Origin of the sequence: Corynebacterium freiburgense, from assembly GCF_030408815.1 — a bacterium.
Classification (GTDB): Bacteria; Actinomycetota; Actinomycetes; order Mycobacteriales; family Mycobacteriaceae; genus Corynebacterium; species Corynebacterium freiburgense.
This window is the reverse complement of record NZ_CP047355.1, coordinates 1,385,469-1,411,702: the sequence shown is the minus strand read 5'-3', so window position 1 is coordinate 1,411,702 and position 26,234 is coordinate 1,385,469. Positions and strand designations below refer to the sequence as shown.

At 49.2% G+C, this 26,234-nt stretch carries 27 protein-coding genes; 18 read left to right on the top strand and 9 right to left on the bottom strand.

Annotated elements, in window-relative coordinates; all coding sequences use genetic code 11:
• The first annotated feature begins 69 nt into the window (after window positions 1–69).
• From CFREI_RS06370 to CFREI_RS06360, 3 genes are read left to right on the top strand one after another with little or no spacing between them, the layout of a single operon-like run.
• The gene (locus tag CFREI_RS06370) at window positions 70–570 is read left to right on the top strand and encodes an FxsA family protein (protein ID WP_027012405.1); all 501 of its coding nucleotides are present in this window, start codon (window positions 70–72) and stop codon (window positions 568–570) included.
• The gene (lnt, locus tag CFREI_RS06365; RefSeq protein WP_027012406.1) at window positions 567–2,054 is read left to right on the top strand and encodes an apolipoprotein N-acyltransferase; all 1,488 of its coding nucleotides are present in this window, start codon (window positions 567–569) and stop codon (window positions 2,052–2,054) included. The genes CFREI_RS06370 and lnt overlap by 4 nt, the downstream gene beginning before the upstream one ends.
• The gene (locus tag CFREI_RS06360) at window positions 2,051–2,851 is read left to right on the top strand and encodes a polyprenol monophosphomannose synthase (protein ID WP_027012407.1); all 801 of its coding nucleotides are present in this window, start codon (window positions 2,051–2,053) and stop codon (window positions 2,849–2,851) included. Before lnt ends, CFREI_RS06360 begins: the two co-directional genes overlap by 4 nt.
• Window positions 2,852–2,937: 86 nt before the next feature.
• On the opposite strand, the gene CFREI_RS06355 is transcribed toward CFREI_RS06360, so the two are convergent.
• On the bottom strand, window positions 2,938–3,321 hold the full coding sequence (locus CFREI_RS06355; protein WP_027012408.1) for an RNA polymerase-binding protein RbpA: 384 nt from the start codon (window positions 3,319–3,321) through the stop codon (window positions 2,938–2,940).
• An 86-nt stretch (window positions 3,322–3,407) separates the two neighbouring features.
• Between CFREI_RS06355 and CFREI_RS06350 the strand changes: the two genes are divergently transcribed.
• From CFREI_RS06350 to CFREI_RS06335, 4 genes are all read left to right on the top strand, one after another.
• Window positions 3,408–3,737 (top strand): hypothetical protein, encoded by a 330-nt coding sequence (locus CFREI_RS06350; RefSeq protein ID WP_027012409.1) that lies wholly within the window; start codon window positions 3,408–3,410, stop codon window positions 3,735–3,737.
• Between the two features lie 23 nt (window positions 3,738–3,760).
• Window positions 3,761–4,450 carry a YceI family protein gene (locus CFREI_RS06345; protein ID WP_027012410.1) on the top strand — a complete coding sequence of 230 codons (690 nt, stop codon included), beginning with the start codon at window positions 3,761–3,763 and terminating at the stop codon, window positions 4,448–4,450.
• Window positions 4,451–4,454: 4 nt separating this feature from the next.
• Window positions 4,455–4,616, top strand: coding sequence for a hypothetical protein (locus CFREI_RS06340; protein WP_156907729.1), 162 nt, complete (start codon window positions 4,455–4,457; stop codon window positions 4,614–4,616).
• Window positions 4,617–5,156: 540 nt separating this feature from the next.
• Window positions 5,157–5,855, top strand: coding sequence for a DedA family protein (locus tag CFREI_RS06335; protein WP_084170679.1), 699 nt, complete (start codon window positions 5,157–5,159; stop codon window positions 5,853–5,855).
• Here CFREI_RS06335 and CFREI_RS06330 read toward each other — a convergent pair.
• Window positions 5,836–7,041: an SAM-dependent methyltransferase gene (locus CFREI_RS06330; RefSeq protein WP_027012411.1), complete on the bottom strand. Its 1,206-nt coding sequence runs from the start codon at window positions 7,039–7,041 to the stop codon at window positions 5,836–5,838. The two genes, CFREI_RS06335 and CFREI_RS06330, sit on opposite strands and share 20 nt — an antisense overlap.
• Before the next feature lie 164 nt (window positions 7,042–7,205).
• Here CFREI_RS06330 and CFREI_RS06325 point away from each other — a divergent pair, with 164 nt between their 5' ends.
• The 5 genes from CFREI_RS06325 (at window position 7,206) to CFREI_RS06305 (ending at window position 13,022) form a co-directional block, all read left to right on the top strand.
• Complete coding sequence (locus CFREI_RS06325) at window positions 7,206–8,603, top strand: NAD(P)/FAD-dependent oxidoreductase (protein ID WP_027012412.1); 1,398 nt, start codon at window positions 7,206–7,208, stop codon at window positions 8,601–8,603.
• 293 nt (window positions 8,604–8,896) lie between these two features.
• Complete coding sequence (pflB, locus tag CFREI_RS06320; RefSeq protein WP_027012413.1) at window positions 8,897–10,981, top strand: formate C-acetyltransferase; 2,085 nt, start codon at window positions 8,897–8,899, stop codon at window positions 10,979–10,981.
• Between the two features lie 38 nt (window positions 10,982–11,019).
• Window positions 11,020–11,271 (top strand): autonomous glycyl radical cofactor GrcA2, encoded by a 252-nt coding sequence (gene grcA2, locus CFREI_RS06315; RefSeq protein ID WP_027012414.1) that lies wholly within the window; start codon window positions 11,020–11,022, stop codon window positions 11,269–11,271.
• A 7-nt stretch (window positions 11,272–11,278) separates the two neighbouring features.
• Window positions 11,279–12,145 (top strand): pyruvate formate-lyase-activating protein, encoded by an 867-nt coding sequence (gene pflA / locus CFREI_RS06310; RefSeq protein WP_027012415.1) that lies wholly within the window; start codon window positions 11,279–11,281, stop codon window positions 12,143–12,145.
• Window positions 12,146–12,224: 79 nt separating this feature from the next.
• Window positions 12,225–13,022 (top strand): ASCH domain-containing protein, encoded by a 798-nt coding sequence (locus CFREI_RS06305; RefSeq protein ID WP_051255876.1) that lies wholly within the window; start codon window positions 12,225–12,227, stop codon window positions 13,020–13,022.
• 882 nt (window positions 13,023–13,904) lie between these two features.
• On the opposite strand, the gene CFREI_RS06300 is transcribed toward CFREI_RS06305, so the two are convergent.
• Genes CFREI_RS06300 through CFREI_RS06290 form a run of 3 tightly spaced genes read right to left on the bottom strand, consistent with a single transcriptional unit; the run spans window position 13,905 to window position 16,333 of the window.
• Window positions 13,905–14,486 carry a class I SAM-dependent methyltransferase gene (locus CFREI_RS06300; RefSeq protein ID WP_027012417.1) on the bottom strand — a complete coding sequence of 194 codons (582 nt, stop codon included), beginning with the start codon at window positions 14,484–14,486 and terminating at the stop codon, window positions 13,905–13,907.
• On the bottom strand, window positions 14,470–15,840 hold the full coding sequence (locus tag CFREI_RS06295; RefSeq protein WP_084170680.1) for an MFS transporter: 1,371 nt from the start codon (window positions 15,838–15,840) through the stop codon (window positions 14,470–14,472). Before CFREI_RS06295 ends, CFREI_RS06300 begins: the two co-directional genes overlap by 17 nt.
• Before the next feature lie 58 nt (window positions 15,841–15,898).
• A complete protein-coding gene (locus CFREI_RS06290; protein WP_027012419.1) occupies window positions 15,899–16,333 on the bottom strand; it encodes a hotdog fold thioesterase in 435 nt (144 codons plus the stop codon).
• 41 nt (window positions 16,334–16,374) lie between these two features.
• On the opposite strand from CFREI_RS06290, the gene gnd reads away from it, so the two are divergent.
• Genes gnd through CFREI_RS06260 form a run of 6 tightly spaced genes read left to right on the top strand, consistent with a single transcriptional unit; the run spans window position 16,375 to window position 23,743 of the window.
• Window positions 16,375–17,811: an NADP-dependent phosphogluconate dehydrogenase gene (gnd, locus tag CFREI_RS06285; RefSeq protein ID WP_027012420.1), complete on the top strand. Its 1,437-nt coding sequence runs from the start codon at window positions 16,375–16,377 to the stop codon at window positions 17,809–17,811.
• Between the two features lie 17 nt (window positions 17,812–17,828).
• Complete coding sequence (locus tag CFREI_RS06280; protein WP_035111502.1) at window positions 17,829–19,070, top strand: DEAD/DEAH box helicase; 1,242 nt, start codon at window positions 17,829–17,831, stop codon at window positions 19,068–19,070.
• A gap of 11 nt (window positions 19,071–19,081) precedes the next feature.
• Complete coding sequence (locus tag CFREI_RS06275) at window positions 19,082–20,464, top strand: hemolysin family protein (protein ID WP_027012421.1); 1,383 nt, start codon at window positions 19,082–19,084, stop codon at window positions 20,462–20,464.
• A complete protein-coding gene (locus CFREI_RS06270; protein ID WP_027012422.1) occupies window positions 20,457–21,506 on the top strand; it encodes a hemolysin family protein in 1,050 nt (349 codons plus the stop codon). Before CFREI_RS06275 ends, CFREI_RS06270 begins: the two co-directional genes overlap by 8 nt.
• Window positions 21,493–22,341 (top strand): hypothetical protein, encoded by an 849-nt coding sequence (locus CFREI_RS06265; protein WP_027012423.1) that lies wholly within the window; start codon window positions 21,493–21,495, stop codon window positions 22,339–22,341. Before CFREI_RS06270 ends, CFREI_RS06265 begins: the two co-directional genes overlap by 14 nt.
• A gap of 40 nt (window positions 22,342–22,381) precedes the next feature.
• The gene (locus CFREI_RS06260) at window positions 22,382–23,743 is read left to right on the top strand and encodes a VWA domain-containing protein (protein ID WP_027012424.1); all 1,362 of its coding nucleotides are present in this window, start codon (window positions 22,382–22,384) and stop codon (window positions 23,741–23,743) included.
• A 20-nt stretch (window positions 23,744–23,763) separates the two neighbouring features.
• Here the strand turns inward: CFREI_RS06260 and CFREI_RS06255 are convergent, their stop codons facing one another.
• The 4 genes from CFREI_RS06255 to odhI form a co-directional block, all read right to left on the bottom strand.
• Window positions 23,764–24,300, bottom strand: coding sequence for a MerR family transcriptional regulator (locus CFREI_RS06255; RefSeq protein WP_027012425.1), 537 nt, complete (start codon window positions 24,298–24,300; stop codon window positions 23,764–23,766).
• Window positions 24,301–24,401: 101 nt separating this feature from the next.
• Window positions 24,402–24,953 (bottom strand): bifunctional nuclease family protein, encoded by a 552-nt coding sequence (locus CFREI_RS06250; RefSeq protein WP_027012426.1) that lies wholly within the window; start codon window positions 24,951–24,953, stop codon window positions 24,402–24,404.
• 5 nt (window positions 24,954–24,958) lie between these two features.
• A complete protein-coding gene (gene ftsR / locus CFREI_RS06245) occupies window positions 24,959–25,687 on the bottom strand; it encodes a transcriptional regulator FtsR (protein ID WP_027012427.1) in 729 nt (242 codons plus the stop codon).
• 42 nt (window positions 25,688–25,729) lie between these two features.
• The gene (odhI, locus tag CFREI_RS06240; RefSeq protein ID WP_027012428.1) at window positions 25,730–26,167 is read right to left on the bottom strand and encodes an oxoglutarate dehydrogenase inhibitor Odhl; all 438 of its coding nucleotides are present in this window, start codon (window positions 26,165–26,167) and stop codon (window positions 25,730–25,732) included.
• Between the last annotated feature and the right edge of the window lie 67 nt (window positions 26,168–26,234).

Sequence of the window (26,234 nt, the reverse complement as noted above, 5' to 3'; positions counted from 1 at the left end):
CTAGTTGACAATATTACTGTTTTCCATGGCATTCTGAGTACAGAAACCAAAATAGGTAATCTTGGCAGTGTGCCATTGATCATTGCTATTCCGTACATTGTTCTTGAAATGCTCGCGTTTTGGGGCATCGCCACTTGGCTCGGCGTCGGTTGGGCGCTCCTGCTCCTTGTTGGGTGCTTTTTTGCTGGCTTGTTCCTTGCCGCATTTGAGATGCGCCGAATTTCATTTGCGGCAACACAGGGCCAAACTACACCTGGAAAGTTGGCTGGGGATTATGGTTTGCTCGCTGCCGGTTCCGTACTCGTAGCACTGCCTGGGTTTGTGACCACATTCCTCGGAGTGTTGTTGATTATTCCGCCGACCCGGGCGATTGCCCGTAAGGTTTTGGCTAAAAAGTTGCGTGCACGCATTGAAGAAATGGGTGTTCGGAGTTTTGTAGCTACCAGCCGATACGGCAATACGTACGGTTCTTTTATTGACGCCGATACTGAATCACCAAAACAATCGAATCCTACAGATCAGGAAATCCAGGTTTGGGCTGATCAGGCTCGCCCTGAGGATTTTAAGTGATTTTGAGATTGCTGCTTGCAGCAGCTTCAGGGGTATTTATATACGCCTCTACACAACCAATAGGTTGGTGGCCTGCAGGTATTGCGGGTATGGGGTTGTTATATTTGGTGTTGACCCAGACATCCTCAAAACGCCAAGGGGCGATTCTTGGGGGTGCTCACGGGCTTGCATTGTATTTATTTATGCTGCCCTGGATTGGTGAGTTTGTGGGCCCACTTCCGTATATAGCGCTTGCTATTACGGAATCACTGTATTCGATACTTTTGGGTGCCGTCGGCGTTGTGTTGGTGCGATGGCGAACCCTCGGACCGATAGCTTTTGCTTTATGGTTTGTTGCTGTTGAGTGGTTACGGAGTTCTTGGCCATTTGGGGGATTCGCGTGGGCTCGCATTGCTTGGGGGCAAATAGGTGGTGTGCTCCAGTGGTTTGCGCCTATTGGTGGACCTGCCTTGATATCTGCAATGGTTGTGGTTGTGGGTGCCGGCTTAGCATTAGTTTTGCGCGGCCCCCGCATAGTTGGTGCCGCGTATATTACTATTCCATTGGCACTTGGCGCTATGCTTGGCACCGACGCGGGCGGGGCGCCGATAGGCGAAACAAAAGTTGCTGCGATCCAAGGCAATGTTCCTCGCTTAGGCTTGGATTTTAATGCGCAGCGCCGGGCGGTACTGCAAAACCATATTGATGAAACACTTCGGCTTACCCAGCCTGTAGACCTTGTTATTTGGCCGGAGAACGCTTCAGACGTAAACCCCTTTGCGGATCCACAAGCCCGCATGGGTATCGACGCCGCGGTCCGACATGTCAACGCGCCGCTTCTGGTGGGCACGCTCACCCGTGATGAGGTGGGTCCACGCAATACCATGGTGGTTTTCGATCCAGATGGCACACAAGGGGAGTGGCACCACAAGAAATTCCTACAACCATTTGGTGAAACAATGCCACTGCGGGAGTTTTTTCGGTTGTTTTCATCCTTTGTTGATAAGGCAGGCAATTTCCAACCCGGAAACGGAACTGGTGTAGTTCATATGGGCGATGTCGCTGTAGGAATTGCCACCTGCTACGAAATTGCTTTCGACGCCGCGGGGCGTGACGCTGTCCTTCATGGTGCAACGATACTTACCAGCCCCACAAATAACGCTACGTTTGGCTTTACTGATATGACCTACCAACAGCTAGCAATGAGTAGAATGCGCGCCATTGAGCTCGATCGTGCCGTCGTTGTTGCAGCTACTTCTGGGGTCTCAGCTATTATTCAACCTGACGGCACCGTCACCCAAAGCACAAAGATTTTTGAATCTGGAACATTGGTTGCCGAATTGCCGCTCAAGGAGACGAAAACTATTTCTGCTCGCTTCGGTTCAATCATTGAGTACACAATGGGTATCATTGGGGCATTGATTGCGTCCGCAGCATTGTTGCAACCACATTTTCGTGGCGCCCGCAACGCTCGAACCGTATCCAAGGAGAACGACACCCCATGAGCAAACCCAGCGACCTCACGCTGGTCATTATCCCGACCTATAACGAGCTGGAAAACCTCCCACTTATTACCAGCCGTGTTCGTTCCGCAGCCCCGAGTGTGGACATTCTTATTGTGGATGACAATAGTCCGGATGGTACTGGCAAACTGGCAGACAAACTGGCCGCCGAAGATAATCAAATAAAAGTACTGCATCGTGAAGGCAAAGGCGGATTGTGCGGCGCTTACGTGGCGGGCTTCCGATGGGGGCTAGACCAGGGATATAACGTCCTGTGCGAAATGGATGCAGACGGTTCCCACGCCCCTGAACAACTTCATTTACTGCTTAATCAAATTGATCAAGGTGCCGATCTTGTTATTGGTTCACGTTATGTTCCCGGCGGCAAAGTAGTGAACTGGCCCAAAAAGCGCTGGGTGCTTTCAAAGGGTGGAAATATCTATATTTCGCTGGCACTCGGTGCGGGTCTTTCCGATATGACCGCTGGCTACCGTGCATACCGTAGGCATGTATTAGAAGCAATCGACTTTAATGAGCTTTCCAGCGTTGGCTATATCTTCCAGGTCGATTTAGCTTGGCGAGCAGTACGCGAAGGCTACGACGTACGCGAGGTGCCTATTACATTTACTGAGCGGGAAATTGGTGAATCCAAACTTGACGGTTCTTTTGTCAAAGACTCCCTTTTGGAAGTTACGCGTTGGGGCATTTCCCACCGCGGTAGCCAATTGCGTGAATTAGTGAAAGAATCCTCGAAAATTGCCCGACACGAATTTAAGAATGCGAAAAAGAAGTTCCGTTAATTAGAGAAGGCACTATGTTTACTCATATCATTTGAGCTAAACATAGTGCCTTTTTCTTTGCATGTTTTGCGAGACCTTATGCGGGCCTAGCCATTCTTTTCGGCTTCTTCCTGTTGCTGCTTCAGCAACCGAGCAGCGTTTCTGCGACGCTTGCGCAATAATTCGATTCGCTCTTCCAGTAGAACATCCAGCTCTTCAATTGTGCGCCGCTCACGGAGCATATCCCAGTGTGTACGTGGAGGCTTTACTGGTTTAGCCTCGATTCCCTCACCTTCAACTAGTGTGCCGAGCTGACCGTTTTTGCACATCCATGTGCCTGGAATCTCAGCGTCATCAGCGAAGGGAACTTCGAAAATTTCGCCGGCGTCAGTACGGTATTTGACCATTTGGCGGGGCGCCAAATCATGGTCCCGGTCCGTCTCATAGCTTACGGCGCCCATGCGACTGCCACGAAGTACGCGATCTGCCATAGAGGTTAATCCGTCCTTACCCTCGATAGTGGTTGGTGTATCCCTCCACTATAGCCAACCATTCACTGTGGGCTAGGGTTGGGCATGTGGAGGCGAATGAAAAAAGATGCGAATGGTGCGGAAAGCCCATTGTAGTAGAAAACACACGCGGACGGCCACGAAGATACTGCAACCGATCATGCCGACAGCGTGCCTACGAACAACGCAACCAAAAAGCGGGAAAAACTATTCCACTGGAAGGCATTCACCTCGCACCTGATCGGCTAGAACATTTCCACGACCAGCTTTTCACTTTACGTTGCGCCGCCGAGGATATCCACATTGCTACTCAAGATGAGCAGCCTGACCAGGAGGAAATCCAACGTCTGTGCAATGAACTCATTCAACTCGCTAAGGCCATTGAAAATTCGTACTAGGCCTGTCAGATAGGATTCTGAATATGAAAAAGCCGTTTGTTGTCCTCGCAGTTATCGCCATCGTGCTTTTGGCGCTCGCCAGCGTTGGCCCTGTGGCATATAAGGCACTTACCGACCCCGGAATTAAAACCGAAGGGTTACATTCCCAAAATGCAGTGCCTGCAACAACGGATATTAATGGACGTTGGGAAGTTATCCCTGGTAGTGGCAGTAATACTTCCTCCGTTGGATACACATTTTATGAAATTTTGCCTGGTGAACCGCGCTCCACATCTGGCAGTACACGAAATGTTCAAGGCTATGCAGAAATTAGTGATACAAAACTGACTTCTGGGGAAATCATTGTCGATATGACCACTTTGCGAACCGACGTAGAAAAACGCGATATCAATGTTCGTCGAAGCCTGTTACATACGGATGATTATCCAGAGTCCGTCTTTAAAGTGACACAGATCTCAGACTTGAGCAATATTCCAGGAGATGGAAATACTGGCAAAGCTCGGGTTTCCGGCGACCTTACGCTGCACGGAGCCTCGAGAAAAGTCTCTGGAGATTTTGATGTACTACGGACGGCTGGGCGCCTCGTCATTGCCGGCAATATTCCAATCAACCGATTGGATTTTGGCGTTGAAACTCCTGAACTCATCGCCGCAAAAGTTGATGAACAAGGTGAGTTAAATATCCGGCTAGCATTCGAGAAAAAAGATCAGTAAATAGATGATGACTAAATTTATCCCAGCATTGTGGGTGCGTTGCGCGGTACTTGTTGGGTTTACGGGCTTTATGGCGTACCGCGGCGTCACACTCATTGCCATAATCGGTGGCGCACTTTTGATTTTAACGCTGGTACAGCTTTATCAGGCTTACCGCCAACGCTAACTATTAACGTCACTGTGACGTTAATAGTGCGTATTGCCGGAGGGGAAAATAGTTCTATATCCGGCACTTATGCGACCTCATAAAGAACTACCAATACTCAGGACCAAAACTAGCCACCGATACTCAGGTAGTCGCAGTAAAACCATAGCGTGCCTACATAAAGAAATCACCTCAGCACATAAACGCACGCCTACGGACACTACGGGCAGACCACAGTGCATGAGATAGCCATAGCCCTACACTCTCACCAAAACCTACTGCTTAAATAGTCCGATAATGTACATTATGTCATATTGCATTCCACTCCAGCGTGGCACGGCAGCCAGATACATGACCTAACACATTGCGGATTGCCCCTGAAATGTCCCCCTTGGCGGTAATCTAATGGGTCTTTTTTCAACTGATTTACCACTACTGAACAGCACATTTGCCAGTTCATCGAACTAATGGTCTGTTCTTTTTAAGGTGCGAGAAGGCCGGACACGCTATCATCTTTCTAGTTGACCGTGTAACTCTGAGTCGAAGGATGCTGACCAGCCTGTGTTTGATGTTGATATGCTACTAACCACGTTTGGTCTAGCAGGGATTTTAGGCATTGTTTTTATGGAAACAGGCCTGCTGATCGGCTTTATTTTCCCTGGTGATACATTACTTTTTACGGCGGGCATTATGGCCGCCGCTGATCCACCTTTCACACCATTGTGGACCCTTCTTGTCGGTATTCCGATTGCTGCCGCTCTTGGTGACCAGCTTGGCTTCTTTATCGGCAGAAAGGCAGGCCCGCGTATTCTCCGCAGTCGAGTTATGAAGTGGATCGGTCCAGAAGCAGTTGAAAAGACAAACCACTTCTTTGATAAATATGGCGTTGTGACGGTGCTATTTGCGCGATTTATCGGTGTAGTTCGTACTGTTACACCAGTGGTTGCTGGTTTTTCCCATATGAATCACCGCGCATTTACCTTGTATTCGGTACTAGGGAGCGTCTTGTGGGGATCCGGTATTCCATTCCTTGGCTATATGTTGGGTGGAGTGCCATTCGTACAGGAATTTATGCATTGGTTTATTGTCGCTGGTCTGGCCACGGTCTTTGTGCCAATGTCTATTAAGATCCTGCGCCTGTGGTGGAAGAACCGTGGACGTAGCGATGAAGAGCATATGGATGCTGCGGGTACTCGGCAAGATACGCCTGGGGACGCCGCCGCTACCTCCCTGCCTGAGACTAGCGACGTCGCAAAGTAAGCTGCACTGAGTCAAGGATTCCAAGCCGAAATAGCGCCTCCATAAGCGCAAGATGGTAGTCCCATAGGCGGCGGTACACAGGGTCATATCCTGCGGCCGCCGCTTCTCGCATTCGACCCTCAAATACCGCCCGCTGGAAGCCGTATGCAATGCGACTGTGTTTTCCAGAGTGCACCTCTTCGCTCACGCATAGTGATGTTCCACGATCAATAATTCGATGCATTTCATCCATCGTTGGAAAATCAAGCGCTGGCCAAATATAAGCCCGTAATACATCCGTGGCTTCCCGCATCACCGGAGATACCTCACCAACGCGCGCCACAAGCCCTATTGCCGCAATACCACCGGGCAATAATAGCTGGTCAATACTTCGAAGATAGTCACCCCGTAATTGCTTTCCTATGGTTTCAATACGCCCAATACTTACCGCCGCTTCATAGGTGCGTCGACACATTTCCGGCGGAAGAATATGGCCAGGCAATTCCCGAATATGTAATGAGTGTTCGACCGGTTTCCCAGCAATAAACTCTTCAAGGTCTTGCAGAGCCCCCTCATCCAAAACCCAAGTATCCACCGTTGCACCACGCTGGGCAGCCCGCACAGATAGTGCGCCACCGGATGCTGGATAATCAACGAGGTACGTTCCGCGACTTACCCCGGCGGCGTCGAGAAGCATATCGACACCCCGTGTTTGCGCATCACCTAAATCTTCACGTTCCACATGGGCTGGCTCATCAATGGTTGTAATATCAATGCCACGTTCATTGCGGACCGTCGTTGCTACCCCAGAAGCAAAAATCCCACCAAAGGGGCTTAAACCATCACCTGCATACAAACGTACAAGCGATGCAGGCAGTGACCCTCCGGGTGGGCCAAAGGCTCCTCTAGGGGAACGAAACATCCGCTTTGGCCGAAAACCTCCGGCGAGCAATCTACTTAACGCTCCGGCCAAATCTTCGCAGTGCCACTCTCCTGCCATATAGCCCTCGGCAAGCCCAAGCCATCCAGCGTCGGCTATACGTGCATACAGTGCATCATAGTGCACCTTGATGTGAACCTCATTGCGTTCACAGAATTGCTCAAACCCCTTCTGAGCACGACGAAAACTCGTTCCTCGAATAGCTGGAACTGTTGCCACCCCAGGCCAATCAGCCTCATCAATATGCACCAAATGATCGAATGTCACTGCTCTCCTCTACGTGTGCATTGTCGGTTCACATCGTACCGCCATCAGCCCAGCTTGCTTGGGAGGCGCCACCGAAGGTGTGATTATGGTGACAAACAGATACCATAGTCAGCGATACCAGAAACTGTTTACTAAAATTTCTTCCCTCAGGAGCAAGCACTACAATGACCGAGAAGCCGTTCCGCCCCGAAGGCGGTCGCCAGCATGTCGTCGTAATCGGGTCTGGCTTCGGCGGCCTTTTTGCCACCAAGTTCTTAAAGAACGCCGATGTTGATGTGACCGTAATCGACCGCACCAACCATCACCTTTTCCAACCTCTGCTCTATCAAGTGGCCACCGGAATTCTTTCATCAGGAGAAATTGCACCCTCCACACGCCAAATCCTAAAAGACCAGGATAACGCGCATGTGGTAAAAGGCGAGGTTATGGATATTGACGCAGAGCGTCAAGTAGTGATTACTCGCTTAGGCAATTTCGAACGTGAATACGAGTACGACTACCTTATTGTGGCGGCAGGCGCGGGCCAATCCTACTTTGGCAATGATCACTTCGCGCAATACGCCCCCGGCATGAAAACCATTGACGACGCCCACGAAATCCGCGCACGCATTGTGGGCGCATTTGAACGTGCCGAACTCACCAATGATCCAAAGGAACGCGAACGTCTACTTACATTCGTGGTAGTTGGCGCTGGGCCTACCGGCGTAGAACTTGCTGGTCAACTCGCTGAAATGTCCCACCGCACACTTCGTGGTCATTATTCCAATATTGATCCATCGCAAGCAAAAATCGTGCTTTTGGACGGCGCACCCCAAGTGCTTCCTCCTTTTGGAAAGCGCCTTGGGCGCAATGCACAACGGCAGCTTGAAAAACTTGGTGTAACGGTGAAACTCAATTCTATTGTCACCGATATCACCGAAGATTCCGTTACATACAAATCAACACAGGACGATTCCACCGAGACTATCCCTTCCTATTGCAAAATCTGGTCGGCGGGCGTAGCGGCATCTCCCCTTGGCAAACTCCTTGCAGACCAAGCTGGTGCGGAACTCGACCGTGCCGGTCGTGTAATGGTGAATAATGACCTCACTATTGGCACGTACAATAATGTATTCGTTATTGGCGACATGATGAATTACAACAACCTCCCCGGCGTAGCCCAAGTGGCTATCCAGGCTGGTGAGTTCGTAGCTGATCAGATCCAAAAAGAGGTCGAAAACCCTAGTACTGTTCGAGAGCCATTCGAATACTTTGATAAAGGTTCTATGGCCACTGTCTCCCGTTTCTCCGCGGTAGTAAAACTTGGAAAAGTCGAGGTTACCGGCTTTATCGGTTGGGTCCTGTGGCTGGCCGTGCACCTTATGTTCCTTGTTGGTTTCCGCAACCGCCTAGTCTCGGCTGTTTCATGGGGATTAAATGTATTGTCGCGGAATCGCTGGCAACTTACTACAACACGCCACCAACTGCATTCACGAAATGCGCTGAAAAAACTTGATGCAGCTCTTGGTGATTCCCAATCCGTAATCGAAGTCGATGAAACTAGGCAATTTCAAGGAAAATAAACAATAGTTAAGACCTGCCTTCCCCTTGGCAAACAATTGCGCACTTAGCTGCTTGTTTTATTCTTATCCTGTGTGTGGGTGCAGTTTTTACTTCAATAGATGAGTCATCAGACATGGTGTCTTCTTCGGGTGTATATTAAGAAACGTACTGCGGTTTCATGCTTTGAAACAAGCGCATGACCTGCCTAAATATTTTTTGGCAGGTCGGACTAACGATGATATAGCGCACTTTTGGGTAAGCATTAACCGTTCTGGACATTCCTTAAAGAATCCTGGAAAGGCTTGAAACTAGAATGCCTCTAACAACGGCTTGGGAGGGCTTTGCGCCTGGCTCCTGGCAAGACTCTATTGATGTTCGTGACTTTATCCAGCAGAATTACACCCCATATGAAGGCGATGCATCATTCCTTGCCGGCCCAACGGAAAAGACTCTCCGCGTGTGGGACCATTTGGAACGCAATTTCCTTTCAGTTGAGCGGCAACGCCGTGTTTATGATGTGGACACGGAAACCCCCGCAGATATTGATGCATTTCCCGCTGGATATATCAGCGAAGACGATAATGTGATTGTTGGTCTCCAGACAGATACGCCTCTAAAACGGGCAATGATGCCTAATGGTGGTTGGCGTATGGTAGAAACCGCAATCCGGGAAGCTGGTAAAGAACCAAATGAACGTATTAAAGAAATCTTTACCAAATACCGGAAAACACACAATGAAGCCGTATTTGATATTTACACGCCGCGTATCCGCGCCGCACGTTCGTCTCATATTATTACCGGTCTGCCAGACGCATATGGCCGTGGTCGCATTATTGGCGATTATCGCCGCGTGGCCCTATATGGTGTTGATTTCCTAATTGAAGAGAAGCTCGCCGCTAAAGATCGAGTCCAATCTGAACCGTTTAACGAGCACTGGGCACGGTACCGCGAAGAGCACGCCGAACAAATCAAGGCGTTGAAAAAGCTCAAAGCAATGGCGGAAAGCTACGGTTTTGATATTTCCGGACCGGCAACAAATTCCAAAGAAGCAGTCCAGTGGACGTATTTCGCCTATTTGGCGTCGGTGAAAAGCCAAGACGGTGCAGCTATGTCCATAGGGCGGCTATCTGCCTTCCTGGATGTCTATTTTGAGCGTGACCTCGCCCAGGGCACCATTACAGAAGAAGAAATCCAAGAACTCATCGATGCTCTGGTAATTAAACTGCGTATCGTTCGGTTCCTTCGCACGATTGATTACGATCAGATTTTCTCTGGTGACCCATATTGGGCAACCTGGTCCGATGCCGGTTTTTCATCAGATGGACGCCCACAGGTCACCAAAACATCATTCCGTTTGCTGCAGACATTACGCAACCTCGGCCCCGCACCGGAGCCGAATATTACTGTGTTCTGGGACCCTCAACTACCCCAGGGCTATAAAGATTTCTGTGCGGCTATTTCTATTGAAACATCCTCTATCCAATACGAATCGGATGAGCAAATCCGCTGCCGTTGGGGTGATGATGCAGCAATTGCTTGTTGCGTCTCTCCTATGGCCGTGGGTAAGCAAATGCAATTTTTTGGCGCACGCGTAAATGCTGCGAAATCATTGCTCTACGCCATTAATGGTGGCCGCGATGAAGTAAGCGGAAAACAAATTGTGTCAGGTTTCGAACCGATCCAAGGTGATGGCCCCCTGGATTTTGATGAAGTTTGGGCAAAATATGAGGGCATGCTTGACTGGGTAATTGGCACCTATGTTGAGGCGCTCAATATTATCCACTATTGCCACGACCGCTACGCCTATGAATCCATTGAAATGGCTCTGCATGATTCGGATATTGTGCGCACTATGGGCTGCGGTATTGCAGGTCTTTCCATTGTTGCAGACTCGCTAGCTGCTATTAAGTACGCAAAGGTAACGCCGGTACGCGATGAGACCGGCTTGGTTGTTGATTACATTACTGAGGGAGATTTCCCGGTTTATGGCAACGACGATGACCGCGCGGACGATATCGCCGCCACGGTTGTACACACGGTCATGAGCAAGATTAAAGAAATTCCAATGTATCGCGATGCCATCCCTACACAATCGGTACTAACGATCACATCAAATGTTGTGTACGGCAAAGCAACTGGCTCATTTCCCTCGGGGCATAAGGCCGGAACTCCTTTCGCACCAGGCGCCAATCCCGAAAACGGAATCGATTCTCACGGCATGCTGGCCTCAATGCTCTCGGTAGGCAAATTGGACTACGAAGATGCCCTCGATGGGATTTCACTTACCAATACCATTACGCCCTCCGCACTGGGGCGAACCAAGGATGAGCAGATTGGCAATCTTGTCGGCATTCTAGACGCTGGCTTTATCATGGATGAAGTCCCAGTTCAAAACTAAGTTTTCATTATTTCAACCCATTTCTAGGAGACCCCTACATGTCAAGCAAAACCTTCGATGAGCGTATGGCTGATATGAAAGCAGCCCGAGCACAGCACAATGCCGAATCCGGTTTGTACCACGCGAATATTAATGTGCTTGATCGCAGCACTCTCGAGGATGCCATGGAACATCCAGAAAATTATCCGAATCTAACCGTTCGAGTTTCTGGCTATGCGGTGAACTTTGTCAAGCTCACAAAAGAGCAGCAAAAAGACGTACTCTCCCGCACCTTCCACCACGGAGCGTAACAAGATTATGGGCGACGGCATTAATACCCACGTCACTCTTGCACCTGAATCTGGTCCACGTGTCCGTGGGGCCGCCGCCGGTCTCGGATCCACCGACAGCATCGAACTAGGTCGCAGTGAGCTTTTCGACGCCCGGCGCACCGGCGATATTGGGCTCGTTCACTCTTGGGAGCTGGTTACGGCCGTCGATGGCCCCGGCACCCGACTCACTCTATTTATGTCTGGCTGCCCGCTTCGATGCCAGTACTGCCACAATCCTGACACCATGGAAATGCGTGAAGGGACCCTCGAACGAATCGAAGACATTCACACAAAGATTTTACGGTACCGGCGAATCTTTCGAGCCTCTGGTGGTGGACTCACAATTTCAGGTGGGGAGCCGTTATTTCAAATTGCTTTTACTCGCCGCATTTTGGAGTTCGCACATCAGGCTGGCGTTCATACCGCCATTGACACCTCCGGATTCCTCGGTGGGCTTTTAAGCGATGAGGATCTCAACAATATTGATTTAGTATTGCTGGATCTTAAATCAGGTATTCCAGAAACCTACAAAACAGTCACTGGGCGTGACTTGCAGCCAACCATTGACTTCGGCAATCGTCTAGCAACTTTGGGGAAAAAGATTTGGCTGCGGTTTGTATTAGTGCCTGGATTAACAGATTCCCCCGACAATATTGCCGCAGCAGCCCGAATCGCAGCTGAGTGGAAGACTGCTATTGAACGTGTAGAGGTGCTTCCATTCCACAATATGGGCGAAGATAAATGGCATCATCTCGGTATGAGCTATTCCCTTTCCGGGGTGCGGCCTCCAACTGCGGAGAGCCTAGAATTTGCTCGATCCGTTTTTCGAGCCGAGGGGCTTTTTGTATGCTAGACAAACACTATTCTGCGAACAGTGCTGACTAACAAGTAAACTGCAAGGTAACTGCATTAAAAACTATGGGAGTGGACTGATGCCTCCTCAAGCGTTACCTTGTGTTATTTACTGGGACCCGCAGATATTTACTGCTGGCAATCGTTCCCTGTCTGCAGCATTAACACTACATACACAACTATATTGCCAAGATTCAGCATGGAGTGTCGTATTTTCGTTTAAAGCTCCACCGGTGGACCAAGGCATTATCACCATCGCCGACGAGGTCCGTTTTTTAGTGGACGAGGCACCTAACGAACTCCTCACCCCTGGTTTTGAATTTCCGTTTTATGATGGCGGGAATGTAATCGGTAACTGCAGGATAGTTGAATCTCGTACACCTCCCGATGCTGATATCCAAGTACTGAAAATCGAAAATGACACTGCCCTGCTCACAATTAACGGTATCGAAACTCACGCAAACATAGGGTATTTCGGTTTTCCGGGAGAATTACGCGAACGCCTGATTTCAGCAATTGTTTCCGGCGAGAAAACCGCGACAGCTTCTTTGGAAGACGAATTCAACAACGCCAATACCGAACTACCGCAGCCTGGTGATATCGAGGTCGTCGTTGACTCCACAAACATGCCGGTATGCGCTGTGGAAATCGTTGAGGCCCAAGTTGTTCCCTTTTCATCTGTTTCAGTCCAGCATGCTCAAAATGAAGGCGAAGGCTTTAGCAGTGTTGAGGAATGGGCCGAGGCTCACCGAGCGTATTGGGAGACTCAAGAGTTTTTGGAGTATTTTGGAGACCCAGAGTTCCGTATCACGGATTCCACTCCAATCGTGTGCGTTCGTTTCGTGCTGATTGGCAGCATCGGGGGTAACGGGGGGTGACCCTAATACTTAGTCAACAACCTAAGTGTAACTCTTACAATTAGCCTTTATAACTTCTAAATCCCTCAGCAAACGGCCTTTATAGGCCAAATATCGCCAAGTGTTACACATTCCTTGCGATTGTTACAGAAAATTTCTTTTTTGGTTGTTGTCTTCCCCCACAAAAGATGTAACATGATGAGTATCGAGCCAACAATATTGAATCTTTAGTGAGGCGAAAACTTCGCTAAAGTCAGGCCTATACTACTGCAATTTTCCATGGTTAGCGAGCGAACGTCCATGTAGACGGTAGTGACAATATTGAGAACTCGTGCCTTTACTGGAGGTGTGTCCATTGTTATGGACACACCTCCAGTTTTCTCTTAAGAGAATACAGCTACCCCTTTATAGGCACACCCGCGGCAGCCACCAACTTTATCTCAAAAAGGTAACAGACTGGGTTTGTGGCGACTACTCTATGCCCATACAGACACCGTAAACCATCTACACCAAGGCTAGGAATTAGCTCAAAAACGCTTCATCTTTTTTCAGGAAGAATATTGCGCTCTTCCCAATTAAGGGCACCTGAACAGGAGAAATGCAAAACGATAGAAATCACAGTATTGTGTTAACTGCGCCCTTGTTGGAACTCTGTGAAAGGTAATTTACTGTGAGCTATTTTGGACTGTTTGACTGGGTACTGCCATTAACCTCGAGCGCATTTGACTTGTTCTCCTGGTTCCCGATGATCCCGGTGGTATTCCTCTAAAAACACCAATCACAGCATGAGTCCTTTCATCTCAGCATGAGACGAAAAAGCCGAGGACTCAAGCACTGTTGAAATACAGAGAAAAGCCTCGCCACGACGGTGGCGAGGCTTTTGCGTTTCCAGAGGTGATTACTTTATTTCTTAAAAATTGCTACGAGAAATTCTGAGTCTTGCTGAAATGGTTGCAGATCCCACGTAGAGAGCAGCAGTGAAGGCTTTAACCCAACACTCGCGGCATCTTGAAGAAATTCTTGAAACGACCAGCCTCTACCCGCACCAAAACCGATAACCAATCTGCCATTTTCTGCAAGGTGGTCAGCGTGTGCTTGCAATGCAGGTATACGTCCCTCCACCGGCAAGAAACCCATAACATTGCCAGCAGAAACTATCACGTCGTAGGTATCGCCAGGAATTTCCCCTTTACAAAGATCACCTACTTCCCATTGACATTCTGGAAAGTCTTTGCGAGCGTATCCGATAAGTATTGGGTCAAGGTCTACACCAACAACATGGTGTCCGCTCTTGGCAAGATAGCCGCCAACTCGGCCAGTACCACAGCCAGCATCAAGGATACGTGCATTGCGTGGGGCTAGGGCGTCGATAAGCCGCGCTTCCCCATCTATATCCTTGCCCTCCGCAACGAAGTTTCGCCATCGTTGCGCATAAAATTCTGAATGCTGTGGGTTTCTGGAGAGAATTTCATTCCATGTAGGCATGTACGTCACTGTACCGTCGCACCATAATAATGATGCCAACACCCACATATGTGCAGGACGTAAGAATGATTGCTGTATAGGTATAGAGGCTTACAGCTGGCACAATAAAAAGAGTTGTCAAGACGGTATTTTCCAATGCACTGACCACTGCAGCTCCAAAAGAAACACCTAAAACCCACTGGAAAATGTGCCGGAAAACATGACGATCTGGAGTATCAGGAGTGCGACGAGGATCAATAAGGTCGTCAAGGTAGGCGGAAACACAACCACCACCGAAACTAACGAGCCCCAATGTAAAAGCACTCCATAATCCATCCTGCTGTTGGTTAGCACCAAATATCAGTATCAATACCGCAGTCCCCTGGAATGCGCAGCCGATAATAACGGCCCTTACTCCGGCCAACCAGGGTGCAAAAAACCTAAATATTGCGGGTGAACAAATTGCTGCCAACATGACGACGACGAGCTCGGGGTAAAATCCTGTAGCCGTAAAAGGCAAAACCCATATAAAACCGAATCGACCAATACTAGTAAGTAATACCGCACAGTATTTCCAGCTCGCAGTGCTGATTCGAATCTTTGCAATATCAATTAGTACGGACTTCTGGTGGTGCAACCGTAAGCGTTCCCATACTACAAACGCCAAGAATGCCAGACATCCAATTAAAGCCAATGTGATATTGGTATAAATAATCCCGAAAAGTAGCCCGCAAAATCCCAGTGTAAATAGCGCCAGACCGCAACTATCAAAGCGTCCTTTCGCTTTTGGCTGAGCATCTGGGAGATTTCTCAATAAAACAGCCACAACCAGGCAATATACACATGCTTCTGCCCAAAACGAGAAACGCCAATTGCCCATTCTGATTGCCGCCGATGCTAAACTAATTCCCACAAACACAGCACAACTAGCTGCGGCAGCAATATTCCCAAGCATCTGTACATGAGTGCAACGTGGTTGAAGTTCACCTAAGGCACCGCAACAAACAGCAAGCAGTATTGCAACCGCAATCCCTTGCATACCTTTTCCAATAGCAAGTATTGCGATTGTTTGGGAAAGTGCAGCAATTGCCGTCGCTAGACAAAAAAGCGTGGCACTTATGAAACAAAGCAGTGATTGTGAAAATCTCTGCACTAACCACGGGCCACTAAATAAACACGGTAAACAAATAGCGCTGAAAACCACTGCAGCGTGGTAGGCCGCTTGCACATCAATAGAAAACTCGCCCGCTATTTCAGGTAGCATAGCTGCCAAAACGGCAGTATCCAGCACGACTAGGATTGGGGATGTTCCTAAAAGAAGGAATAGCCGCCATTGGGAAATGTGATTCCTGGCAGCTACCTGAATTTCTTTCATACCTATTGATGCTGCCGGAAGGCCGACTTATATGCATCATCGGAAAGATGGAAAATTTCTAGCCCATTATCATTGTTCGCAGTGATGTTGTTGCAAGGATTTTCCCATCCAACTTGCAGGTGATCTCCCAGAGTTGAGTTGAGGAACCTAAATGTACGGGCCGGGAAGTAGCCTTAATCGTGCCTGACGACGCGGGACGCAAAAAACTTGTGGAATTGCTGATTCCGGCCACCGGCGCTCCCGCAGCTAATACGCCCGCAAATGACCCTATAGACTCACCAATAGCGGAATACAATCCTCCGTGCACAATACCAAAAGGTTGAAGCACCGCCGGTGTTATTTTAATTTCCGCACTTACTCCAGTACGGGAGATACTGGTGTACACGATGCCGAGGGTCGCATCCATCCCAGTATTGTTCGCATTCAATTCTGCTAAAGCTTCGTTTGAAAGTGGCCCTTGTTCAAGAGTGCGTACTAGCTGCTCAATATCCATAAAGGGCACTATACGCGGCGCACAGGGTACGATATGGAACCATGACTTCTATCGCTCAAATAGGCGTTGTAGGCCTTGCAGTAATGGGCTCCAGCATTGCTCGGAATTTCGCTCGTCGAGGCTACACCGTCGCGGTGTATAACCGCAGCTTTGCTAAAACCGAAGACTTTATTTCGAATTACGGCGATCAAGGAAACTTTATCCCCGCGGAAACTATCCAGGACTTTGTTGCCGCACTAGAGCGCCCACGTCGCGCATTGATTATGGTCCAAGCCGGAGCTGCTACCGATGCCGTAATCGAACAATTAGCCGACGCCATGGATGACGGCGATATTATTATCGACGGTGGCAATGCACTGTACACCGACACAATTCGCCGAGAAGCTGCCATGCGGGAACGCGGTTTGCACTTTGTTGGTGCTGGTATTTCCGGCGGTGAAGAAGGCGCCCTCAACGGTCCTTCGATTATGCCCGGCGGACCTGCAGAATCATATGCATCATTAGGCCCTATCCTGGAATCGATTTCCGCCAAGGTAGATGGAGTCCCATGTTGCACCCATATTGGCCCAGATGGAGCTGGCCACTTTGTGAAAATGGTGCACAATGGCATTGAATACGCCGATATGCAGGTTATTGGAGAGGCCTATCATCTACTCCGATATGCCGCTGGTATGACCCCCAGCGAAATCGCTGAAGTGTTCCGTGAATGGAACACCGGCGATTTGGATTCATATCTAGTTGGCATTACCGCTGAGGTGCTTTCACAGGTGGACGCGGAGACTGGTAAACCACTGATTGATGTAATCGTGGATTCCGCTGGGCAAAAGGGCACCGGCCGGTGGACCGTAAAATCTGCATTAGATCTTGGCATCCCAACCACTGGTATTGGTGAAGCTGTATTCGCTCGTGCGCTTTCTGGAGCTCGAACACAGCGAGCCGCCACAGTTGACATATTGCCTTCTGGAAAGCTCGAAGAGTTCACCGGTGATCGCACCCAATTTATTGAAGATGTTCGCCGTGCCCTCTACGCTTCCAAGCTCGTTGCATACGCCCAAGGTTTCGATCAAATTCAAGCCGGCTCCAAAGAACATAATTGGGATATTGACCCACGGGATCTCGCTACAATTTGGCGCGATGGCTGCATTATCCGGGCAAAGTTTTTAAACCGAATCGTTGATGCCTATAACACCAACTCTGAGGTGGAATCACTGTTGCTCGATCCATATTTTAAAGGCGAGCTTGAACAACTTATCGATTCCTGGCGTCGGGTAGTAATTGTGGCCACCGCCGCCGGTTTGCCGGTGCCAGTATTTACCTCATCATTGTCGTACTATGATAGCTTGCGTGCATCACGTCTCCCGGCCGCATTGATTCAAGGTCAACGCGACTTCTTTGGCGCACATACTTACGAACGCATTGATCGTCCGGGAAGTTTCCACACTTTGTGGAACGGCGATCGTAGTGAAATAGAGGTGTAAGGACCCTGTCATCAACGATGACTACATTTAAGGATTTGGGATTACCTGTATCGATCCTTCAGGAACTCCGAAGGCAAGGTTTTTCCAGTCCTTCCGCGATCCAGGTAGCCACAATTCCAGACGCGCTTACCGGCAGCGATATTCTCGCACAGGCCCCCACTGGTTCCGGTAAAACCTTGGCTTTTGCCCTGCCGATTTTGGCACACCTTGCTGGGGCACCATCGCGCCCGAGACATCCACGCTGCCTGGTCCTTACCCCTACCCGGGAATTAGCCTTACAAATCCACGAACGTATCGACGCCCTCGCTGCCGCTGTTGGATTGCGAACTTTGGCAGTTGTTGGTGGTGTAAGTATTCATCGCGATATTCGTTTTATGGCCACGCCAGTTGATGTGCTCATTGCCACTCCTGGACGAGCTATTGACCTTATGCGACAGCGCAGCTTGCATTTGGATGCCGTAGATATCTTGGTTATCGATGAATGCGATCAAATGACCGATGTCGGATTTCTACCACAGACTCGATCCATTCTAGACCAGCTTCCATCGGGGCAGCGCTTACTTTTTTCTGCAACTCTTGATTCCAATGTTGAAGCTTTGGCAGAAACGTATTTGCATTCTCCGGCAACACATACAGTCACCACCCCTACAACTACACCGCAACCTATGCGTCACCTCCAATTACATGTAGGTGACCGCGAAGCACATCGAGAAATCATTGCTCAAATAGCGGCACGGCCAGGCAAAACACTGATGTTTACGCGGACTCGGCACAGCGTAGATAGGCTCGTAAAGCGACTGCACAATCTTGGTATTTCAGCCACCGGTTTGCATGGTAATAAAGGACAAGTTTCCCGCACGGAAATACTCAATGCATTTACCCAAGGCCACGCCAATGTACTGATTGCTACCGATATTGCCGCCCGCGGAATCGATATTTCTGATATTTCGCTAGTGGTTCATATTCAACCGCCTGCCGACCCCACAGCATATATTCACCGCGCCGGTCGCACCGCCCGTGCTGGCGCAAGTGGCACTGTGGTCACACTGGTCACTGATAACGATATCCCCCAGGTTTCGCGAATGTTTCAGCAAGCCGGAATTACCCCAGAAATCGTCAGGGTCACCCCAAATTCCCGTCAATTGCGGGAACTTACCGGCGCACGACGCCCGCCTGGAAAGCCTATTGACACCCACAGGCCAAAAGCGCACAATACGCATCACCGAAAACCCCGTTCGTCCCGCCGTAGGAGCCGATAGCACTTCAAATTATGGACATCGCGTTAAGTATTATTTCTCTCCTCGGTTTTATAGCTTTAACCGCAGGAACTGGATTTTTTGTTGCGATCGAATTCGCTCTTACCGGCCTAGAACGATCCGTGATCGATAATCACGTCGCTTCGCACGGTGATGCTAAAGCTAAAGCAGTTCAAGCAGCTCATAATAATTTGTCGTTTGAACTTTCTGGAGCACAGCTTGGCATTACTATTACAACACTTGCCACTGGATTCCTTGCCGAACCAATTTTGGCCCAATATTTCACCCCGCTTTTGGAGTTTATCGGCCTTGGCCAATCCACCGCCCCGGCAGTGGCATTAGTGCTTGCACTTATCGTAGCTACTTTGCTTTCTATGGTTTATGGCGAGTTGGTGCCAAAAAATATGGCGATTACTGATCCACTACGTACTGCTCGTTTTACCGTCATTCCGGTGCGAATTTTTAATCGCTGTTTCGGCTGGTTTATTCGTGCACTGAATACCACGGCCAATGCAATGGTTCGAAAAATTGGCTTAGAACCAGCAGATGAATTAGCTTCTGCTCGGTCCGCCGAAGAGCTTGGTGCACTGGTAAGGAATTCCGCACAGCATGGTGCCATTACAGAGGCTCAAGCGGCTTTATTAGACCGATCATTGCAATTTGGCGAATCCACTGCAGAGGATTTTATGACGCCTCGCTCTACAATCGAATATTTATCGGTTGACGATACTGTTACGGACCTTTTGGAATTAGCGCAGCAAACCGGCAGGTCTAGGTTTCCCGTTGTTAAGGGCGACCTCGATGAAACGATTGGCGTAGTCCATGTAAAGGCCGCTTTTGGCGTTCCTCGTGACCGACGCTCTGAGGTATCAGTTGCAACATTGGCACGACCAGTACCAGTGGTTCCTCACAGTCTCGATGGCGATGCCGTGTTAAATGCGGTTCGTTCCGCAGGCCCACAAATTGTGCTCGTTGCTGATGAGTATGGTGGCACTGCTGGCTTAGTAACTATCGAGGATGTTGTTGAGGAGATCCTCGGCGAAGTCTATGACGAATACGATGACGCAGAAGCCGAACGTGATTTCCTTCAAATTGGTGCTAGCTGGGAAATTTCTGGTTTAGCACGGATCGATGATGTACGAGAGCGAACCGGATATGTTGCACCTGACGGACCCTATGAAACCTTCGGTGGGTTGATTATGGCTACGCTTGGTCGGATTCCTGTTGTAGGTGATAAAAAGCTTCTTCCACAAACCGAACGAGATGCATTGGATGAATTCGAGTCTGGCATTTCTGGGCGTTGGGTTGCAAGGGTAGCCATTATGGATGGACGTCGTATCGATCGAGCCATTCTTACCCCTATCTCTGATGAAGAAGCGAGTGAATTCAATGAGTGATTGGCCTGCGGTAGTTTTCGCCGTTGTTTTGCTCGCGGTTAATGCGTTTTTTGTTGGCGCGGAGTTTTCATTGATTTCTTCGCGCCGAGATCGGCTTGATGCCCTAATTGCACAAGGCAAACCACGCGCTAAAAAAGTGCTCTATGCTTCAGAACATCTTTCAATGATGTTGGCTGGTGCCCAGTTTGGCATTACGGTTGCATCACTGCTGTTGGGGAAAGTTGGAGAACCAGCTATAGCTCATATTATTGAAGGACCATTCCATGCGGCAGGATTACCAGATGCTCTTTTACATCCGTTGTCCTTTGCAATCGCCTTAGGGATTGTGACTTTTTTGCACATCTTATTAGGTGAAATGGTTCCCAAAAATATTGCTCTTGCAGGCCCAGAATCCGTGGCAATGTGGCTGGTACCAACCCATATGGTGTTTGTGAAAATAACTCGCCCATTAATTGTGGCAATGAATTGGATGGCTCGGATCACCCTTAAACTGTTTGGTATTGAGCAAAAAGATGAGCTCGATGCTTCTGTAAATCCTGAACAACTGGCCACGATGATTACTGAATCTCGTTCTGAGGGCCTCCTTGATGCAGAAGAACACGCCCGGCTTAATAAGGCTTTACGCTCAGAGCGACGATCCATTCAGGAAGTGCTTATTCCAAATGATCGTGTTCGGGTATTGCATTTTGATCGTGGGGTTTCGCTACAAGCTGTAGAGGCTGCGGTCCAGGAAACTGGTTTTTCGCGTTTTCCGGTTTCCGCTGGCGGAGACACATATATTGGTTATATTCACGTTAAAGATATGCTTGAGCGCATGGCTTCACCGGAAACCGGCGAACTCATTCCACGTTCGGCATTACGCCCCTTAACCACAGTCGATGGCACTGGGACCTTGGATGATGTTCTGCAATTAATGCACCGTAGAAATGCGCATATGGCTCAAGTACGACAACGTGGCGAGGTTATTGGAATTGTCACTTTAGAGGATTTAATTGAGGAATACGTAGGCACGGTGCGGGACTGGACCCATGAAGACGCTTAGTGTTTCCGAATGGCAGGAGCTTTTCGACGCCCACCGCCGCAATGCTGAAACCTTTACTGCAGCGCATTTGGCGCGGCGTCGCAAAGCCGAAATTCACCCCGTATACGATTTCCTATTCGATTACTACCCTATTTCTCCAGGTAAGCTTGCCCGGTGGCATCCGGGTCGAGGCATTGCGCTCGAAGGCGATCCCCCGCACTCCCACTGGCGAGACTATATTCGAACCGAGTCCGGCGTAACAGTGGATATCCATGCCTTCTGGAAGCGCCGTGGCACAACGATTGCCTATATTCGTTCACTGCTGGAAAAGACCCAAACTAACCCTACGCATTTCGATTGTTTTGGGCTTCATGAATGGGCCATGGTGTATCAAACTGAGAGTCCACGCCATAATTTGCCCCTTCGTCTGGGCGTCAAAGGAACAAATGATGTTGTGGAATCTCACCGTATCCGGTGCACCCATTATGATGCATTTCGGTTCTTTACCCCTGCTGCGCGCCCCTTAAATTTCCATGTATTACAGCGTGAAGATCAGCCTGAATTCGATCAAAGTGGCTGTTTACATGCGACAATGGATTTATATAAGTGGGCTGCAAAACTGGGACCTTTAGTGCCAGGAGAACTGTGGCTCAAGACTTTCGAACTTGCACGCGATGTTCGAATTCTAGATATGGAAGCGTCGCCATATGATTGTCGTGAATACGGCTTTCATATTGTTGCGATCGAAACTCCGGAAGGCAAAGCAGAGTACGTTCAACGGCAACGCCAACTCGCCGAACGTGCAGCACCATTGCGGCAGTTGCTCATTGACTTGTGCACAAAGCCTACAATATGAACCAACGCTTTTTGTCAGTTATCGCTTAGGAAGTAGGCTCGTGGCTCGGCACTCTAATGGTCTGAAAAACTACGCAATTGCGCCTAGTATCTTCGCGGCTGTCATTGTTCTCTCACTGATCCTTGTCGGCGGCGTGTGGTGGTTTATGAAGCGCGATCAAGCAAGCTTAGAACACCAGGGCGCAAACAGCACGTGTATTGAGGGTGAGGTCAAGTTGCCGGTGTCCAATGCGTCAACTGCCGTCCTCCAGCAATTTGTCACTGATTATGCTGCGAGCAAACCAATTGTCAAGGATCACTGCGTAAAAATTGAGTATGTGCAGGACATTGACGACGCCGCGCTCGTCTTTCTCTCTGGCGATGTTGAAGGCACCTTGGAAGCCGCAAAACGCTCGGCTACATCATCAACATGGCCCGTTGCACAGGCCGACCCTCTTGGTATTGCTTACGAAGTGGGTTCGCCAAAACCAAGTGGGAAATGGGATGCATTAAAAGATTCCGCCAGTATTTACGCACCAGCAAGTTTTGAGGGGAAGCTAGCGGCTGCATTTCTTGGAAATGTTCGCGGCAAGCCGTACCAAATTGTTACGGCTACCACCACACCGAAAGGGATGGAATTCTACCAGCCGGAGGACACGATCGCGGTGCCGATTTACGCCATTGCGCTCAATCCTGCGGGCAATATTAACGAGGACCAAACGCGTGCTGCCACTGATTTCGCCTCATTTGTAGAATCTGCGGAAAAGGCATCGTTTACCTTGGCCAAAGATGAGCTTATTACGCAAGCTCAGCAAGCAACAGTCGATGTCGAGGTCGAATTACCCACCGGCACAGATACCCTTGTACTTTTGGATACTTCCGAAAATATGCAGCAAACTTTTCCCGAAGGTGAAACATTTTTTGCTCAGACAATAAGGACCTTGGATCCTCTACTGCGTTCTGTTGGTCGCGAAGGCGGCAAGGTTGCACTATGGAATTACTCCTCACCACTAAGCCAAGGTGTTAATCGAGCTTGGCGCGCTAATGTTGAATTTAGTAAAAACGACAATGGCACCGCGAGTGTGGAAGCAATGCAAAAGTTTGGCACTGGTGGAACCCCCAAGACCCGTGAGGCACTAGAAGCAGCAATAAAAGCCGCAGCCGATCAAGCCCGTGAGAAAAATACCCCCGTACGCCTAGTACTGCTAACCACTGGTACTCAAGACGCGGAACCATCAACCCCATTTAGCGGCATGGATAATGTGATTCTGGATATTATCCACCTCGGCCAACAACCAGTAGATTCCGGAATCGCCGAATGGGCAACAACCCACGGTGGTTCTGCCACCACCGCCGGTTCAATCGCGGAACTAGAAACAGCACTCAATGCTTCTTTTGGAACTTCTTCCCCGATAGCTCCATAAGAGTATATGAGTTTTATACTTTATGAAGAGCGTTGTCTTCGGCGCTCTGCAAGTTCGTCCACTTCAGTATTTGGAATGGCACTAATACGCTCATATGGGAACGAGGAAATCGTCCCCGTAAGTTCCTTTACAATCCCTGGCACAGCGATTCCAAATACTCCCTGACCACCAGCGAGAAGATCAATTACTTCTTCATTTGAGCGGCACTGGTACACCGTTGTGCCATCAGAGACAAGTGTGATACCTACAAGGTCATTAACGCCAAGGTCTCGCAGCTTTTCCACTGCAAGCCGAATGTTTTGCAGTGAAATACCCGTATCCAACAGGCCTTTCACAATTTTCAAAACCAGGATGTCACGGAAAGAATACAAGCGTTGGGAGCCTGACCCTTTAGCAGATCGAATAGATGGGACCACAAGCTTCGTGCGGGCCCAGTAATCCAGTTGACGGTACGTTATTCCGGCGACCTGACATGCTGTAGGCACTCGGTATCCCACATGCTCATCGGGGCCAACATCAAAAAGTGCCTCTTGGATGCCCATAGGCTCATCGTTCATGTCTACTCCCTGTGAAGCTCGGTGATTATGAACGCAAGATTAAACCAGCCGGGCGGTTTTCCAACCACGACACGCCCAAAGTTTAAACCTTTACTTTAAGGTTAGCCTTTTTGTTCGTCGTCGTCATCTGAAAACAGATCTTTTTCAAAAACACCCATGCTTTCCATAAACTGTTCGAAATCTTCGTCCTTCAATATCTCAGTATCATCCAAGATGCTCGAAGGTTCAATATCTAAATAATCTTGCAGTTCGGAATCAGCCAAGAATACTGATGTCTGCGCAGCTACCTCTTCATCCACCATCACGGGAATATCCAGTAATCGAGCCAAGATTAACGCATCAGATGGCCGAGCATCGAGCTCCTGGCCACTTTCAGTAATGATTGAGGCAATAAAAACGCCTTCAAAATAACTGACGATATTTACTTGCGTGGCACCACGAGTTAACCGCGTCAAAGTTTCCGCCAGTAAATCATGCGCATTTGGACGTTTCGATTGATAGCCTGCATCACGCGCTTCTAAAAATTCGGCATCGATCGGAGAAATCCAAATTGGAATCACCCGATTCTTTTCTTTCCAACGCAAGAGCGCACAATGAAAGTTCTCTGGGCCAAGCGTATGCACACCGTGATAATCAACCTGTATAAACGTCATAAAAACTAGCCCAATTCCTCACGGAGAGCACTCTTCACCAATGATGCATGAAGTGAAACTACAAGTGCGGTCATTTGTTGCGATAATTCCTCGGCGCGCTGCCGGGAATCTCCCCCCTGAGAACGAGCAATAGGGGATGCTACTTGCCCAATAAGTCCGGCCTGCCTGCCGGCAGCCGTACGTAATGACTTAAGGTGGCGCTCATCAAAACCAAATTCCGATAGCGCTGCAGCCGTTTGCACTATGCGAACATCGTCAATTGTGAAATAGCCGGAAACATCTGGCTTAATTAGCCCAATTTTTAGCAACTGCTCCACATATTGTTCTTTTGCCCCGGCTTGGTCGGCAAGATCTTCCACACTAAGCCGAGTATCTCCCGGTGAGCGGAAGTTATCCGGGCTAATCAACGGAGTAGCTTTATTGGTGCGCATAATAGAGGTCACAGCGCCAGAATCCATTGCCTGGAGTTGCTCCCGGATCACCTTTAACGGCAGATAATTATCCCGCTGCGTTACCAAAATATAACGCAGCCGCTCAATATCTTCTTCGGTAAATCGACGGTACCCGGCTGAGGAGCGCTGAGGGGTAATCAAACCCTCTGTTTCCAAAAACCTGATCTTTGAGTGTGTAACATCCGGAAATTCGGCGCGTAGCTGTTCTAGTACCACACCAATGGACTTGGTTTTTACGGTTTTTACAGCCTGTACGGCCGCAGTTTTGCGGAGTGCAGTCACGGTTCTTAGTTACTCCTGTGTGAGCCGGGTAGCAACGTCAGTTTATTTAGCCTTAGGGCCTGCGAGGAAGACCAGACGGAATTTACCAATCTGCACTTCATCACCAGTAGAAAGAACTTCAGCGTTCTTAGGTTCACGGTTAACATAGGTGCCATTGAGGCTTCCCACATCTACCACTTCAAACTCTCCATGGTTCATGCGGAATTCCGCATGACGCCGCGATACAGTCACATCATCAAGGAAAATGTCAGCTTCGGGGTGGCGCCCAGCTGTTGTTGTTGGGCGGTCAAGAAGGAAACGAGAACCGGCATTCGGACCGCGCTTCACAACCAAGAGTGCGGCACCGACTGGTAAGTGATCGGCACCCACGGGTGCTGCTGGAGTTTGCCCAGTACCGGACTCCATCTCCTTCAGCAAGTCCGCACGAAAGACTGAAGTAGTCTCTACCTGCGGCTCAGGGATGCCGTTATTCTCGCTCATTATTCAACCTCCGGGTCGACGTCATCGCTGGATAAAATTCCAATGCTTATTATCATAGCGGTTACCT